The 14547-nt window shown below is 70.7% G+C and carries 11 protein-coding genes; 7 read left to right on the forward strand and 4 right to left on the reverse strand.

Going from position 1 to position 14547, the window contains the following annotated elements; translation table 11 throughout:
- Positions 1-346 precede the first annotated feature (346 nt).
- Positions 347-1168 (forward strand): putative protein N(5)-glutamine methyltransferase, encoded by an 822-nt coding sequence (locus tag ABZ826_RS16160; RefSeq protein WP_361447599.1) that lies wholly within the window; start codon positions 347-349, stop codon positions 1166-1168.
- On the opposite strand, the gene ABZ826_RS16165 is transcribed toward ABZ826_RS16160, so the two are convergent.
- Positions 1140-1649: a pyridoxamine 5'-phosphate oxidase family protein gene (locus tag ABZ826_RS16165; RefSeq protein ID WP_361447602.1), complete on the reverse strand. Its 510-nt coding sequence runs from the start codon at positions 1647-1649 to the stop codon at positions 1140-1142. The two genes, ABZ826_RS16160 and ABZ826_RS16165, sit on opposite strands and share 29 nt — an antisense overlap.
- A gap of 132 nt (positions 1650-1781) precedes the next feature.
- On the opposite strand from ABZ826_RS16165, the gene ABZ826_RS16170 reads away from it, so the two are divergent.
- A complete protein-coding gene (locus tag ABZ826_RS16170) occupies positions 1782-4772 on the forward strand; it encodes a bifunctional [glutamine synthetase] adenylyltransferase/[glutamine synthetase]-adenylyl-L-tyrosine phosphorylase (protein WP_361447604.1) in 2991 nt (996 codons plus the stop codon).
- Positions 4773-4908: 136 nt separating this feature from the next.
- Here ABZ826_RS16170 and ABZ826_RS16175 read toward each other — a convergent pair whose 3' ends face one another.
- The gene (locus ABZ826_RS16175; RefSeq protein WP_361447606.1) at positions 4909-5541 is read right to left on the reverse strand and encodes a TetR/AcrR family transcriptional regulator C-terminal domain-containing protein; all 633 of its coding nucleotides are present in this window, start codon (positions 5539-5541) and stop codon (positions 4909-4911) included.
- 149 nt (positions 5542-5690) lie between these two features.
- Here ABZ826_RS16175 and ABZ826_RS16180 point away from each other — a divergent pair, with 149 nt between their 5' ends.
- Positions 5691-7169, forward strand: a complete 1479-nt coding sequence (locus tag ABZ826_RS16180) for an APC family permease (RefSeq protein WP_361447608.1) — start codon at positions 5691-5693, stop codon at positions 7167-7169.
- A gap of 11 nt (positions 7170-7180) precedes the next feature.
- Complete coding sequence (locus ABZ826_RS16185; RefSeq protein ID WP_361447610.1) at positions 7181-8779, forward strand: amidohydrolase; 1599 nt, start codon at positions 7181-7183, stop codon at positions 8777-8779.
- Between the two features lie 87 nt (positions 8780-8866).
- Here ABZ826_RS16185 and ABZ826_RS16190 read toward each other — a convergent pair whose 3' ends face one another.
- A complete protein-coding gene (locus ABZ826_RS16190; RefSeq protein ID WP_361447612.1) occupies positions 8867-9814 on the reverse strand; it encodes a phosphatase PAP2 family protein in 948 nt (315 codons plus the stop codon).
- Between the two features lie 107 nt (positions 9815-9921).
- Positions 9922-10989, reverse strand: coding sequence for a LacI family DNA-binding transcriptional regulator (locus tag ABZ826_RS16195; RefSeq protein WP_361447614.1), 1068 nt, complete (start codon positions 10987-10989; stop codon positions 9922-9924).
- 357 nt (positions 10990-11346) lie between these two features.
- Here ABZ826_RS16195 and ABZ826_RS16200 point away from each other — a divergent pair, with 357 nt between their 5' ends.
- The 3 genes from ABZ826_RS16200 to ABZ826_RS16210 are packed head-to-tail and all read left to right on the forward strand — an operon-like array spanning position 11347 to position 14547.
- Positions 11347-12621 carry an extracellular solute-binding protein gene (locus ABZ826_RS16200; protein WP_361447616.1) on the forward strand — a complete coding sequence of 425 codons (1275 nt, stop codon included), beginning with the start codon at positions 11347-11349 and terminating at the stop codon, positions 12619-12621.
- A 19-nt stretch (positions 12622-12640) separates the two neighbouring features.
- On the forward strand, positions 12641-13657 hold the full coding sequence (locus ABZ826_RS16205) for a sugar ABC transporter permease (RefSeq protein WP_361447618.1): 1017 nt from the start codon (positions 12641-12643) through the stop codon (positions 13655-13657).
- Positions 13654-14547 (forward strand): carbohydrate ABC transporter permease, encoded by an 894-nt coding sequence (locus ABZ826_RS16210; protein WP_361447620.1) that lies wholly within the window; start codon positions 13654-13656, stop codon positions 14545-14547. Before ABZ826_RS16205 ends, ABZ826_RS16210 begins: the two co-directional genes overlap by 4 nt.

The raw sequence follows: 14547 nt of genomic DNA on the forward strand, positions 1-14547 counted from the left end.
TCCATGCCCCGGGCCGGGCCCGCCGGGCCGCCCCCCCGCTCCGAGACCGCCGCCGCGCGCGCCGCCGACGGGCCCGGGGCCGCCGTCCCGTGCGAGGGGACCCACGCCGAAGCCACGGCGGCGGGACGCGATCGGCTGTGCCGGCGCCCTTCGGGACATCTCCGGCAGGGGCACCGTCCGACGCCGCGGCTGCGGTAGTGTGACCCATCCCGAACACGGGGAACGACCAAGGAGGTGAGCCCCATTACCGCTGTATCAGGCTGGGTGCTCATCCCGCACGACCGCGTGGTCGACCCGACATAATCGGCCGCGGAGCGCCCATCGGCTTCCCGAAAGGCTGCGCTTCATGTCGGTTTCCGCTGCACCGCTCACCATTTCCTCCATCGTCACCACACTCCGCGCCGCCGGCTGCGTATTCGCCGAGGACGAGGCGAAGTTGATCGTCTCCACGGCTGCCGACCCCGCCGGACTCGCGGCCATGGTCGAACGGCGGGTAGCCGGTCTGCCTCTGGAACACGTCCTCGGCTGGGCCGAGTTCGGTGGTCTGCGGATCGCCGTGGACCCCGGCGTCTTCGTACCCCGCCGCCGCACCGAGTTCCTGGTGGGGCAGGCCGCCGCCCTCGCCGGGCCGGGGGCGGTCGTCGTCGACCTGTGCTGCGGCTCCGGAGCCCTCGGCGCCGCGCTCGCCGCGACGCTGGACCGGATCGAACTGCACGCCGCCGATGTCGAACCCGCGGCCGTACGGTGTGCCCGCCGCAACGTCGGTGACGCGGGCCGGGTCTACGAGGGCGACCTCTTCGACCCGCTGCCCGGCTCGTTGCGCGGCCGGGTGGAGATCCTGCTCGCCAATGTGCCGTACGTACCGACGGACGATGTCGAACTGCTTCCCCCGGAGGCCCGTATCCATGAGCCGCGCGTCGCACTCGACGGGGGCGCGGACGGCCTCGACGTCCTGCGGCGGGTCGCCGCCGAGGCTCCGCGGTGGCTGGCGCCGGGCGGGCATCTGCTGGTCGAGACGAGCGAGCGGCAGGCGGCGCGGGCCGAGGAGACCGTCGCCCGCAGTGGTCTGATCCCGCGCGTGGTCACCTCCGACGAGCTGTACGCCACCGTCGTCATCGCGACCCGGCCATCCCTGCCGCTCAGCCGAAGCGCCACCGCGTCTGGCTGAACGGGTGCTTGCCGAAGCCGAAGACCGTACGCGGAGCCACCTCGAACACCAGCGCCACATGGCCCGCGTGCCGGAACGTGCCGTCCTGGACGTCGAAGTGCCACCGAGGGCCGTACTTCGACTCCCAGGCCGCGGCCAGCCGGTTCAGCAGGTCCTCGTCCGTCACCCGCTCGGCCCGGCCCTCGACCACCACGTCGAACCCCTCCGACAGGGTGTTCCGACCGGTGGTCAGTACCACTTCCGGGTTGGCCGCCAGATTCCTGCCCTTGCGTTCCGACGCGCCCGTGCTGAAGTACAGCGCGCCCCGGGACCACACCCCGATCAGCGGGGTGACATGCGGGCGGCCGTCCGGCCGGACCGTGCTCAGCCAGTACGTCTGCGCGTCGGCCAGCAGCTCCTGTGCCGCCGGCCACGGGCGGGCCGTCGCACTCTCGTGGCTGTAGCGGGTGTCCAGTTCGGTGAGGGGTTCGAGTCCGGACATGGGGGCCTCCTGGTCGGGTCCTCGAAGCGATCCTGCCTGCGAAGTGTGGACCGCGCATCTGCTCCGAATTCATCGGTGCGGGACTAGGCTCGGAACGCTGGATGGTGTGGGCGGCGAGCAGGAGAGCGCGGAATGACGACGGTGCCGGGACGCAGGAGCAGTACGTTCACCCGACTGCTGCGGCACGGTTTCACCGACCCCTCCGCCGCCGAGCGCCTCCTCGATCTGCCCGTGCTGTCGTCCGTACGCTCCGATCCGGTGCTGCTCGACGCCCTCGGCGCCACGGCGGACCCCGATCTGGCGCTGCGCGGGGTCGTCCGGCTGGTGGAGTCTGAGGAGCCGGACGAGCGGCAGATCCTGCTGGACACCCTCGTCACCGCCAAACCGCTGCGGGACCGGCTGCTCGGAGTGCTGGGGGCGTCCGAGGCGCTCGGTGACCATCTGGCCCGCCACCCCCGCGACTGGCACGCGCTCGTCACCTACGAGGCCACCGATCTGCACCCCGGGGTGCACGAATTCGAGCAGGATCTCGCCGGAGCCGACGACCCCGACTCGCTGCGCGTCGCCTATCGCCGGTGCCTGCTGGCCATAGCGGCCCGCGACGTGTGCGGTACGACGGACGTCGCCGAGGCCGCCGCCGAACTGGCCGATCTGGCCACGGCGACCCTGCGGGCGGCACTCGCCATCGCCCGAACGGCCGCACCCGCCGACGCCGCCCTGTGCCGGCTCGCCGTCATCGCGATGGGCAAGTGCGGTGGGCACGAGCTGAACTATGTCTCCGACGTCGATGTCATCTTCGTCGCGGAACCGGCCGACGGCGTCGAGGAGAGCGCGGCCGTGCCGGCCGCCACCCGGCTGGCCGCGCACATGATGCGGATCTGCTCCGACACGACCGTCGAGGGCACCATCTGGCCCGTCGACGCCAACCTCCGCCCCGAGGGCCGCAACGGGCCCCTCGTCCGGACGCTGTCCTCGCATCTCGCGTACTACCAGCGCTGGGCCAAGACCTGGGAGTTCCAGGCGCTCCTCAAGGCCCGGCCGGTGGCCGGCGATCCCGAACTGGGCGCGGAGTACGTCGAGGCCGTCTCGCCGCTCGTGTGGCAGGCCGCGGACCGCGAGAACTTCGTCGCCGACGTGCAGAAGATGCGCCGGCGTGTCGTCGACAACATCCCCGCCGACCGCGTCGAGCGCGAGATCAAGCTCGGCCCCGGCGGGCTGCGGGACGTCGAGTTCGCCGTACAGCTCCTCCAGTTGGTGCACGGCCGCAGTGACGCCACGCTGCGCAGCGGCTCCACCCTGGAGGCGCTGCGGGCACTCGCCGCGGGCGGCTACGTGGGACGCGTGGACGCCGTGCAACTGGACGACGCGTACCGCTTCCTGCGCGCCATGGAGCACCGGATCCAGCTCTACCGGCTGCGCCGTACCCATCTGGTCCCGGAGGACGAGCGGGATCTGCGCCGGCTCGGGCGCTCCCTGGGAATGCGTACGGACCCGATCACCGAGCTCAACCAGGCGTGGAAGCGGCACGCCTCGGTGGTGCGGCGGCTGCACGAGAAGCTGTTCTACCGCCCGCTGCTCGATGCCGTCGCCCAGCTCGCGCCCGGCGAGACCCGGCTCAGCGCCGAGGCGGCCGGGCACCGGCTCGAAGCCCTCGGATACGCCGACCCGGCCGCCGCGCTGCGGCATCTGGAGGCACTGTCGTCCGGGGTCTCCCGCAAGGCCGCCATCCAGCGCACCCTGCTGCCCGTGCTGCTCGGCTGGTTCGCGGACTCCGCCGACCCGGACGCCGGACTGCTGGGCTTTCGCAAGGTGTCCGACGCACTCGGCAAGACCCCCTGGTACCTGCGGCTGCTGCGGGACGAGGGCGCCGCCGCCGAGAATCTCGCCCGGGTGCTGTCGGCCGGCCGGCTCGCCCCCGACCTGTTGCTGCGCGCCCCCGAGGCGGTGGCCCTGCTCGGCGATCCGCAGGGACTGAAGCCGCGCAGCCGGGAGCACCTGGAACAGGAGGTGCTGGCCGCGGTGGGGCGCGCGGAGGGCGCCGAATCCGCCGTCGCCGTGGTGCGCGGGGTGCGGCGGCGTGAGCTGTTCCGGACCGCGGCCGCGGACCTCATCGGCTCGTACGGTACGGAGGAGAGCCCCGCCGAGGAGGATCCCGGGGCCCTCGTCGACCGGGTCGGCAGCGCCGTCACCGATCTGAACGCCGTCACGATCGCGGGCGCCCTGCGCGCCGCCGTGCGCGAACAGTGGGGGGACACCCTGCCCACACGGTTCGCCGTCATCGGCGTGGGCCGATTCGGCGGGCACGAGCTCGGATACGGCTCCGACGCCGATGTGCTGTTCGTCCACTCACCGCGCGAGGGCGTGGACGAGCACGAGGCGGCGCGGGCCGCGAACGCGGTGGTCGCCGAGGTGCGCAGACTCTTGCAACTGCCCACCTCCGACCCGCCGTTGATCATTGACGCGGATCTGCGGCCGGAGGGCAAGAGCGGGCCGCTGGTGCGCACGCTGCGCTCGTACGAGGCGTACTACCGGCGCTGGTCGCTGGTCTGGGAGAGCCAGGCCCTGCTGCGCGCCGAACCGGTGGCGGGCGATGAGGAACTCGGCCGTGGCTTCATCGAGCTGATCGATCCGCTGCGCTACCCGATGGAGGGTCTCGGGGAGGACGCGATCCGCGAGATCCGCCGTCTGAAGGCCCGGATGGAGTCCGAGCGGCTGCCGCGCGGCGCGGACCCGACGCTCCACACCAAGCTGGGGCGCGGCGGGCTGAGCGACGTCGAGTGGACGGTCCAGCTGATGCAGATGCAGCACGGCTGGGTGGAACCGGGGCTGCGGACGACACGCACCCGCGAGGCGCTGGCCGCGGCGTGCGCGGCGGAGCTGATCCCGGTCGAGGACGCGCAGACGCTGGACGAGGCGTGGGTGCTGGCGACGCGCGTCCGCAACGCGGTGATGCTGGTACGGGGGCGGCCGGGCGACACGTTTCCGTCCGGGCCACGTGAACTCACCGCGGTGGGGCGGTACTTGGGGTACGAGCCGGGACATGTCGGGGACATGTTGGACGACTACCGGCGGATCACGCGACGGGCGCGGGCGGTGGTGGAGGAGCGGTTCTACGGGGCGTGAGGGGGTGGCCGCTGCGGCGCGGGGCCTTTCTCGGGGCTGCCGGCCCCGGGCCCCGGTCCTCAAGCGCCGGACGGGCTGAATAGTGTCCTCAAGCGCCGGACGGGCTCGGTTCTGCCCGGCGCACTGAAAAGTGTCCTCAAGCGCCGGACCGGCTTGATGCGTCCTCCGCGTCCAGCAGTGCGCGGCAGTGTCCCATGAAGGCACCCAGCGCCAGTTCGAACGCCGCGTCCGCCCGGCCCGGCCCGACCGCGGCCAGCGCCTCCGTGAGGCGGGGTGTGGTCGTGTCGTCCGGCAGTTCCCACATCGTCTCCGGGGCCGCCAGGTCCAGCGCGGAGCCGAGGACCAGGTTCTCCAGGGCGGTGATCACCGTCATCACCTCGCTCATGGCGAAGCCGACGCCCAGCAGCAGCCGTACCGCGCGCTCGTACTGCGCCAGGACCTTCGGGGCGCGCACGGGTGACGTCGTCAGCAGCGGGATCGCCTGCGGGTGGGCGGCGAACGCGGCACGGTAGGAACGGGCCCAGGCCGTCATCGCCGCGTCCCACGGCTCCACGTCCAGGGTCGCGGAGTCGATCGCCGCACAGACGCGCTCCCGGACGAGCTCGATGATTCCGCCCCTCCCGTCCACGTGGTGGTAGACCGACCCGGTCTGCACCCCGAGCCGCCGGGCTACCTGCGGGACGCTGAACTCACCCTGTTCATCGATGAGTTCGAGCGCCGTGGCAGTGATGCGCTCCCGGTCGAGCAGCGCCGTGCGCGGCCGTCCCATGTGCCGTTCTCCTGACGTATGCCTGCGGGCAAGTCTGCTGAAAGGTCTTCCCTGATGCCCGCGGACGAGGCTACATTGCCGAAACCGAAAGCCTTTAGGTTTCTGGTTCCCGGTCCTGCCCCGCCCGTCGCAGAAGGGCTTCCTTGCGTATGTCCGCGCCCACCCTCAGGAGAGGCACCCTCGGCACCGCCGACATCGCCTTCTTCGTCATCTCGGCCGCCGCACCGCTCACGGTGATGGCCGGGGTCGCCCCCATCGCCATCCTGCTCGGCGGCATCGGCGCCCCCGTCGGCTATCTGCTGGCGGGCATCACCCTCGCGGTCTTCGCCGTCGGGTTCACCACGATGAGCCGCCATGTCCGCAGCGCAGGCGCGTTCTACGCGTACATCACCCGAGGGCTGGGCCGCCCCCTCGGTATCGCCGCCGCCCTGCTCGCGATGCTCGGCTACAACGGCATGGAGATCGGCGTCTACGGGCTCCTCGGCTCGGCCACCGCCGACACCGCCCAGGCCCTGTGGGGCATCGACATCCCCTGGCTGCCGGTCTCCCTGGCCGGGCTGCTGCTCATCTGGTACGGAGGCTTCCGCTCCATCGACTTCGGCGCCAAGGTCCTCGGAGTGCTGCTCGTCGCCGAGACCGGCATCCTCGTGCTGCTCGCGGGCGGTGTGCTGCTGGACGGCGGAGCCGACGGGATCTCGCTCGCCTCGTTCTCGGCCGACCATGTCTTCGTACCGGGCATGGCGGCCGTACTGGCCTGCGCCTTCGCCGCGTTCACCGGGTTCGAGTCCACGGTGATCTACCGGCGCGAGGCGCGGAACCCGGACCGTACCGTGCCGCGCGCCACCTACATCGCCGTCGCGTTCCTCGGGCTCTTCTACTCGTTCATCGTCTGGACCGTCATCCAGGCTTTCGGTGACGCCCAGGTCGTCAAGGCCGCCGCCACCGACCCGGGCGGGCTGTTCTTCTCCGCCATCACCCACTACGTCGGCGGCTGGGCCGCGGACCTGATGCACATCCTCATCGTCACCAGCGTGCTCGCCTCGCTGCTCGCCTTCCACAACGCCATCAACCGGTACGGGCTCGCGCTCTCCGAGGAGGGGGTGCTGCCCGCCGCCCTCGGCCGCGTCCACCCCCGGCACCGTTCCCCGTACGTGGCCGGTGCGGCCCAGGTCGTGCTCGGCGCCGTGATCGTCATCGGCTTCGCGGCGGCCGGCGCCGACCCGTACGCGCAACTGCTGCTCTGGGTCAACACCCCGGGAATGATCGGCCTGATGGCGCTGCAACTGCTCGCCGCGATCGCCGTGCCGCTCTACTTCCGGCGGTTCGACCACGGCGAGGGCAGGCTCCGCACCGTCGTCGCGCCGGTCGTCGCGGCCGTGCTGCTCGCCGCCGCAATAGCCCTGGTCACGGACAACGTCGGTCTGTTCTCCGGGGCCTCGACCGGCGTGAACGTCGTGCTCGTCTCGCTGGTGCCCGCGGTCTTCCTGATCGGGCTCGCACTCGCGTACCGGCTCAAGCGCACCAGACCCGAGGTGTACGCCCGGTTCGCGGCCGAGCCGTCGCCGCCGGGAGAGGTCGGGGCCACGACCGTCCCCGACCCCATCACGCCCGCCTCCACCACCGTCTAAGGAGTCCCACCGTGCCCGCAGCCGATCTCCTCCTCACCGGAGCCCATGTCCGCACCCTCGACCCGGCCCGGCCCGAGGCCACCGCCGTGGCGGTCAAGGACGGGGTGATCACCGCCGTCGGCGACGAGGCCGGGCTGCGCGAGTGGCGCGGTACCGGCACCGAGCGCGTCGACCTGGCGGGGGCCACGCTCACGCCCGGCTTGGTCGACGCGCACAGCCACCCCGTCTGGGGCCTGGAGATGGCCGACGGCGCCGATCTCACCGCCGTCCGCGACCTCGACCAGCTGCGCGCCGCACTCGCCGGGGCCGAACGGACCGAGGGCTGGGTCATCGCCTGGGGACTGGACCACAACGCCTTCGGTGGCCGGCCCGTCGACCGGGCCCTCATCGAGGACGCCGTCGGCGGCGCCCCCGCCTTCATCCGGCTCTACGACGGACACTCCGCTCTGGTCAGCGGCGCGGCCCTGGAGCGCGCCGGAATCACGGGCCCACGCGCCTTCGCTCAGCGCTCCGCCGTCGTCTGCGACCCCGACGGGCGCCCCACCGGCCATCTCGTCGAGCACGCCGCGATGGATCTGGTCGCCGGACGGCTGCCCAGGCACTCGTCCGCCGAGCGCCGCGGCCGTCTCGTGGAACTCCTCTCCGGCATGGCCGCCACCGGTCTCACCGGAGCCCATGTGATGGACCTCGGCGACGGTTCCGTACCCGAGCTGCTGACCGCCGTGGAGGAGGAGACGGATCTGCCGGTACGGCTCCGGCTGGCCCCCTGGTGCATGCCGGGCGCCGACAAGGGGGCCCTGGACGAGCTGGTACGGGTGCAGAGCGAGGCGGGCCGGCTCTGGCGGGTCGGCGGCGTGAAGTTCTTCATGGACGGCACCGTCGAGGGCGGTACCGCGTGGCTGGAGCACGCCGACTGCCACGGGCAGGGCACCGAGGCGTTCTGGCCGGACCCGGCGGCGTACACCGCGGTCGTGCACCATCTGCACCGCGCCGGCGTGGGGACCGCCACGCACGCCATCGGGGACGCGGCCGTCCGGCATGTGCTGGACACGGTGGAGGCGCTGGGGGAGAGCGGCCGGCTCCGCCACCGCATCGAGCACATCGAGACCGTGCCGGACGGTCTGGCGGCGAGGTTCGCCTCACTCGGGGTGATCGCCTCGATGCAGCCCACGCACACCACGTACACGCGCGCCGACCACACCGACGAGTGGTCGAAGCGGCTCGGCGACGAGCGGGCCGGGCGGGCCTGGCGCTGCCGGGACCTGCGGGACGCCGGGGCGTACCTGGCGCTGGGCTCCGACTGGCCGATCGCCCCCTACGACGTACGGCAGGTGCTGGCCACGGCCCGGCTGCGCCGGCTGCCCGGGGCGTACGGCACCGAGCCGGTCACCGCCGAGCAGGCGCTGACCGGGCTGATGGCGCTGGAGGGCTGCACCTCGCACGCGGCGGTCGCCGCCGGGGAGCAGCGGGTCGCGGGGCGGGTCGCCGTGGGGTACCGGGCCGATCTGACGGCGCTCGGGGTGGACCCGGTGGCCGCACCGGCGGACGAGTTGGGACAGGCGCCGGTGCGGCTCACGGTGTGCGGGGGACGTGTGGTGCACCGGGGGTGAGGCGGTGGGGGAGCGGGTCCGCCGGGCGCCTGCTCCCCCGACGGCTTCCGCATCGGCCCCGGTCCTCGGACGGGCCGGCCGGTGCCCTCAGCGGCGTGCTGTCGCGTCCGCCGTCGGACGCGGCGTCCGGACCGGTGTGTCCGTGGACAGGCCGGCCGGCCTCGGCCTCTCCCGTGTCGGCGACACCCGTCTCGGCAGACGGTGCGGCAGCGAGCCGTGCCAGGCGTACGTGACCGCGTAACCGAAGGCCAGGCACGTCATACCGCCCAGCGCGTCCAGCCAGAAGTGATTGGCCGTCGACACGATCACGAACAGGGTGACCGCCGGGTAGAGCAGGCCCAGGACGCGGGCCCAGGGGGCGGAGACCAGCGCGAAGACGGTCAGGCCGCACCAGAGCGACCACCCGATGTGCATCGAGGGCATGGCCGCGTACTGGTTCGACATGTTCTTGAAGTTGCCCGAGGCCATCGAACCCCAGGTGTGATGGACCAGGACGGTGTCGATGAAATGGCCGCCGTTCATCAGGCGGGGCGGTGCCAGCGGAAACAGGTAGTAACCGAGCAACGCCACGGCCGTGGTCGCGAACAGCGCCAGCCGGGCCGCCGCGTAGCGGCCGGGGTGACGGTGGAACAGCCACACCAGCACGCAGACGGTGACGATGAAGTGCAGCGTCGCGTAGTAGTAGTTCATCGACACGATCAGCCATGTCACGGAATTCACCGCGTGGTTGACGGTCTGTTCCACGGAGACGCCCAGATAGGTCTCGGCCGACCAGATCCGGTCGGCGTTGCGCAGGGCCTCGGACTTCTGTTCCGGGACGGCGTTGCGCACCAGCGAGTACACCCAGTAACTGGCTGCGACGAGCAGGATTTCGAACCAGACGCGTGGCCGGCGAGGGGATCGCAGGGAACGCAGTCTCGCCAGGCCGCTGTCGCGCCGCCTGGCGTTCCGTTTCGCGTGAGCCGCCTCGTCCACGATGGGTGACGGGGTGGCCTCCGACCGGCCTTCCTGCGACGTCACACTCAATTCACCCATAGGTACAGAGTCTGCCAGAAATGTTGCTCCCGCCCGATCATCCGTCGCTCGGGAACGGGCCGCACATCTGACCGCCGGAACCGGGGAGTCCGCGCCGGAACTACGGGCTAGGAGCGGGCGTGCGATCCTGGAACGGATCCGGCCGCGGCGGTCGGACCGGGCCCGGGGCCCGCGGCCGTTGAACCGCGAACGACCAGCTCGGGCATGAAGACGAACTCGCTGTGCGGGGCGGGTGTCCCGCCGATCTCCTCAAGGAGGGTACGCACGGCGGCCTGGCCCATCGCCGTCACCGGCTGACGGATCGTGGTGAGCGGCGGATCGGTGAACGCTATGAGCGGTGAGTCGTCGAAGCCGACCACCGACAGATCGCGCGGCACCTCCAGCGACAGCCGCCGGGCGGCCCTGATCGCACCGAGCGCCATCATGTCGCTCGCGCACACCACCGCCGTGCAGCCCCGCTCCATCAGCGCCGACGCGGCGGCCTGACCACCCTCAAGGGTGAACAGCGAGTGCTGGATCAGCTCCTCCACCGCGTCCGGGGCGAGGTTCAACTGCTCCTGCACGGTGGCACGGAAGCCCTCGATCTTGCGAAGGACCGGCACGAACCGCTTGGGTCCGACCGCCAGGCCGATCCGCTGGTGGCCCAGCGACACCAGATGCGTCACCGCGAGCCGCATGGCGGCCCGGTCGTCCGGTGAGATGAACGGCGCCTGCACCTTGGGGGAGAAGCCGTTGACCAGGACGAACGGGACGCCCTGGGCGCGCAGTTGCTCGTAGCGCTGCATATCGGCCGAGGTGTCGGCGTGCAGCCCGGAGACGAAGATGATGCCCGAGACGCCGCGGTCGACCAGCATCTCGGTCAGCTCGTCCTCGGTGGAGCCGCCGGGGGTCTGGGTGGCCAGCACCGGGGTGTAGCCCTGCCGGGTCAGCGCCTGGCCGATGACCTGGGCCAGCGCCGGGAAGATGGGGTTCTCCAGCTCGGGCGTGATCAGCCCGACCAGCCCCGCGCTGCGCCTGCGCAGCCGTACCGGCCGTTCGTAGCCGAGAACGTCGAGCGCGGCGAGAACGGATTCACGGGTGGCCGCTGCGACACCGGGCTTGCCGTTCAGTACGCGGCTGACCGTCGCTTCGCTGACCCCCGCCTGAGTTGCGATATCGGCAAGCCGTGCGGTCATGGAAGTGGACTGTACCGGGCGTATGTCGGATTGCCCACCATCCACAGGAGTCGGACGACCGCACCCGACCGCTGGTCCGGGAGGGCGTCGCGGCAACTTCTTGCAAGGCCTTGCGGGCCCGGTTCGCCGACTGCGGTCAGATCGTCGTACCACGGGTTCGCGGGCTGTGGCCTGCCGCTGCCAGGAATCGACGGCCCCCGTCAAGAGGCTTGACGGCAACCGTGAGGACACGCGAATGTAACGATCGTCGAAGCTTGCAGAAATCTTCCGCAAACTCTTTCGGCGTTCTTTCATCCTTGTTACGTTCACGTCGACCCGGCGCCGCGACGGAGCGGTACGGCAGTTGAAGGAGTTCAGATGCGACGTGGCATAACGGCCACCGTCCTGGTCGCGGCCCTGGCGCTCGCGGCGACCGCCTGCGGCAGCGACGACAGCACCGACGGCACGAGCAAGAGCTCGGGCGAGCTCTCCGGCACGGTGACCTGGTGGGACACCTCCACCGCGGGCAGCGAGGACAAGGTCTTCAAGAAGCTCGCCGAGGGTTTCACCAAGCAGCACCCGAAGGTCCACGTCAAGTACGTCAACGTGCCCTTCGGTGACGCGCAGAACAAGTTCAAGAACGCGGCCCAGTCCGGCTCCGACGCCCCCGACGTCATCCGCTCCGAGGTCGCCTGGACGCCCGAGTTCGCGGACCTCGGCTACCTAGCCCCGCTCGACGGCACCGCCGCGCTGCAGAGGCCGGACGACTTCCTGAAGCAGGCCGCCGCGTCCACGAAGTACAACGGCAAGACGTACGCCGTGCCGCAGGTCATCGACTCCATGGGCATCTTCTACAACAAGAAGATCTTCAAGGACGCGGGGGTCGAGGTCCCCACGACCATCGACGAGCTGAAGACCGTCTCCAAGAAGATCAAGGACAAGACCGGCAAGACCGGCATGTACCTGCGCGGCGACGACGCGTACTGGTTCCTCTCCTTCCTCTACGGCGAGGGCGGCGACATGGTCGACGCCTCCACCAAGTCCGTCACCATCGACAACCCCGAGGGCGTCAAGGCGATGAAGGTCGTCAAGGACCTCGTCGACTCCGGTGCCGCCAAGACCGATGCCACGGACGGCTGGGAGAACATGCAGGCGTCCTTCAAGGACGGCAAGGTCGCCATGATCATCAACGGTCCGTGGGCCGTCGCCGACACCTACGCCGGCAAGGAGTTCAAGGACAAGGCCAACCTGGGCATCGCCCCGGTCCCGGCCGGCTCCGCCGCGCAGGGCGCCCCGCAGGGCGGTCACAACCTGGCCGTCTACGCCGGCTCCAAGAACCTCGACGCCTCCTACGCGTTCGTCGACTACATGACGTCCGCGGACACCCAGGCCCAGGTCACCAAGGAGCTGAGCCTCCTGCCGACCCGTACCTCCGCCTACGCCAAGCAGGACGTCGTCGACAACGAGATCGTCGGCTTCTTCAAGCCCGTCGTCGAGACCGCCGTCGAGCGCCCCTGGATCCCGGAGACCGGCAGCCTCTTCGCGCCGCTCGTCACCGAGTACACCAAGGTCCTGACCGGCCAGACCACGCCGGAGAAGGCCGTCAAGACGACCGGCGACTCCTACCGCAAGCTCCTCAAGGGCTGGAAGTAACAGGAAGGCAGGCCGGCTGATGGCTGTCCACACCAGCCAGTCGGTGGTGAAGGCCGCGGGCGACGACGTCGCCCGCGGCCGGAGCCGCGGTACTGGCACCCCCCCGCCGCCGAGCAGGCTCCGGCGGGCGCTGTCGACCCACTGGTACGCCTGGACCATGGTCGCCCCGGTCGTGCTCGTGATCGGCGTGATCATCGGCTATCCGCTGGTCCGCGGCATCTACCTGTCGATGACCGACGCCAACGAGCGCAATGTCGAACGGTCCATCGGTGTCAACCACATGCCCGCCACGTACAAATTCGTGGGCCTGGACAACTACACCGAAGCGCTCACGGGCAATCAGTTCCTCGGCACGCTCGGGTGGACCCTGGTGTGGACGGTCTCCTGCGTGGCCATCACCTTCTGCCTCGGCATGGCCCTCGCCAACATCCTCAACCGCCGGATCGCCGGCCGCTCCGCGTACCGGATGGCACTCATCCTGCCCTGGGCCATCCCCGGCTTCGTCTCCGTCTTCGCCTGGCGCTTCCTCTACAACGAGGACCGCGGGCTGCTCAACAAGATCCTCTCCGGCGGCGGGATCGACGCCGTCCCGTGGCTGAACGATCCCACCTGGGCGAAGTTCTCCGTCATCGCCGTCAATGTCTGGCTCGGCGTGCCGTTCATGATGGTCGCCCTGCTCGGCGGACTGCAGTCGATCCCCAGCGAGCAGTACGAGGCCGCGGAGATGGACGGCGCCACCGCCTGGCAGCGGTTCCGCCACATCACGCTGCCGGGACTGCGGCCGGTCTCCACCACGGTGATCCTGCTCTCCACCATCTGGACCTTCAACATGTTCCCGGTGATCTACCTGCTGACCCGCGGCGGACCCGGTGAGGCCACCCAGATCCTGGTCACCCAGGCGTACAAGTTCTCCTTCGAGATCAGCCCGCGCGACTTCGCGCAGTCCTCCACCTGGGGCGTACTGATCCTCGTACTCCTGCTGATCTTTGCCGCCGTCTACCGGCGAGTCCTGCGCACCCAGGGAGACGACTGGTGACCACCGCCCCCGCAACCGCCGCCCCCGCGACCGCCGCACGGCACCCCGCGCGCAAGGTCCGGCTGCGCGGCGAGCGTTCGCCGTTCGCCTCCGTCGGGCTGCACCTCACGCTGATCGTCGCGTCCGTGATCGCCGTCTTCCCCGTGCTGTGGGTGCTGCTCACCTCACTGAAGCCCGCCGCGTACGCGACCACCACGGACTTCTTCAAAGAGACCACGTTCGAGAACTACACGAACCTGATCCAGAACACGAAGTTCCTCACCTGGTTCGGCAACTCCCTGCTCGTCGCGGGACTCACCACACTGCTCGGCGTCATCGTCTCCGCCTCCACCGGCTATGCCGTCAGCCGCTTCCGCTTCCCCGGCAAGCGCGGGCTGATGTGGACGCTGCTGATCACCCAGATGTTCCCGGTCGCCGTCCTCATCGTGCCGATCTACAACATCATGGCCGGCATGGGGCTGCTGAATCAGCCCGCGGGCCTCGTCATCACCTACCTCACCATCTCGGTGCCGTTCTGCGCCTGGATGATGAAGGGCTTCTTCGACACCATTCCGCGCGAGATCGACGAGTCGGGGCAGGTCGACGGCCTCACCCCGTTCGGCACCTTCTGGCGGCTCATCCTGCCGCTCGCCAAGCCCGGCCTCGCCGTCACCGCGTTCTACTCCTTCATCACCGCGTGGGGCGAAGTGGCGTACGCCTCCGCCTTCATGGTCGGCGAGGACAACCTCACCCTCGCGGGCGGACTGCAGCTCTTCGTCAACCAGTACGGAGCCCAGTGGGGCGTGATGACGGCCGCGTCCGTGCTGATCGCGATACCCGCGGCCCTGGTCTTCCTCTTCGCCCAGCGCCATCTGGTCACCGGCATGTCCGCCGGAGCCGTCAAGGGCTGA

Source organism: Streptomyces sp. NPDC047515 (assembly GCF_040643055.1).
Classification (GTDB): domain Bacteria; phylum Actinomycetota; class Actinomycetes; order Streptomycetales; family Streptomycetaceae; genus Streptomyces.

Bases quoted from the DNA above. Each gene is read 5' to 3' on its own strand.
- ABZ826_RS16195 (WP_361447614.1), bottom strand. From the start codon at position 10,989: ATGACCGCACGGCTTGCCGATATCGCAACTCAGGCGGGGGTCAGCGAA.
- ABZ826_RS16180 (WP_361447608.1), top strand. From the start codon at position 5,691: ATGTCCGCGCCCACCCTCAGGAGAGGCACCCTCGGCACCGCCGACATC.
- ABZ826_RS16200 (WP_361447616.1), top strand. From the start codon at position 11,347: ATGCGACGTGGCATAACGGCCACCGTCCTGGTCGCGGCCCTGGCGCTC.
- ABZ826_RS16170 (WP_361447604.1), top strand. From the start codon at position 1,782: ATGACGACGGTGCCGGGACGCAGGAGCAGTACGTTCACCCGACTGCTG.
- ABZ826_RS16165 (WP_361447602.1), bottom strand. From the start codon at position 1,649: ATGTCCGGACTCGAACCCCTCACCGAACTGGACACCCGCTACAGCCAC.
- ABZ826_RS16160 (WP_361447599.1), top strand. From the start codon at position 347: ATGTCGGTTTCCGCTGCACCGCTCACCATTTCCTCCATCGTCACCACA.
- ABZ826_RS16205 (WP_361447618.1), top strand. From the start codon at position 12,641: ATGGCTGTCCACACCAGCCAGTCGGTGGTGAAGGCCGCGGGCGACGAC.
- ABZ826_RS16175 (WP_361447606.1), bottom strand. From the start codon at position 5,541: ATGGGACGGCCGCGCACGGCGCTGCTCGACCGGGAGCGCATCACTGCC.
- ABZ826_RS16190 (WP_361447612.1), bottom strand. From the start codon at position 9,814: ATGGGTGAATTGAGTGTGACGTCGCAGGAAGGCCGGTCGGAGGCCACC.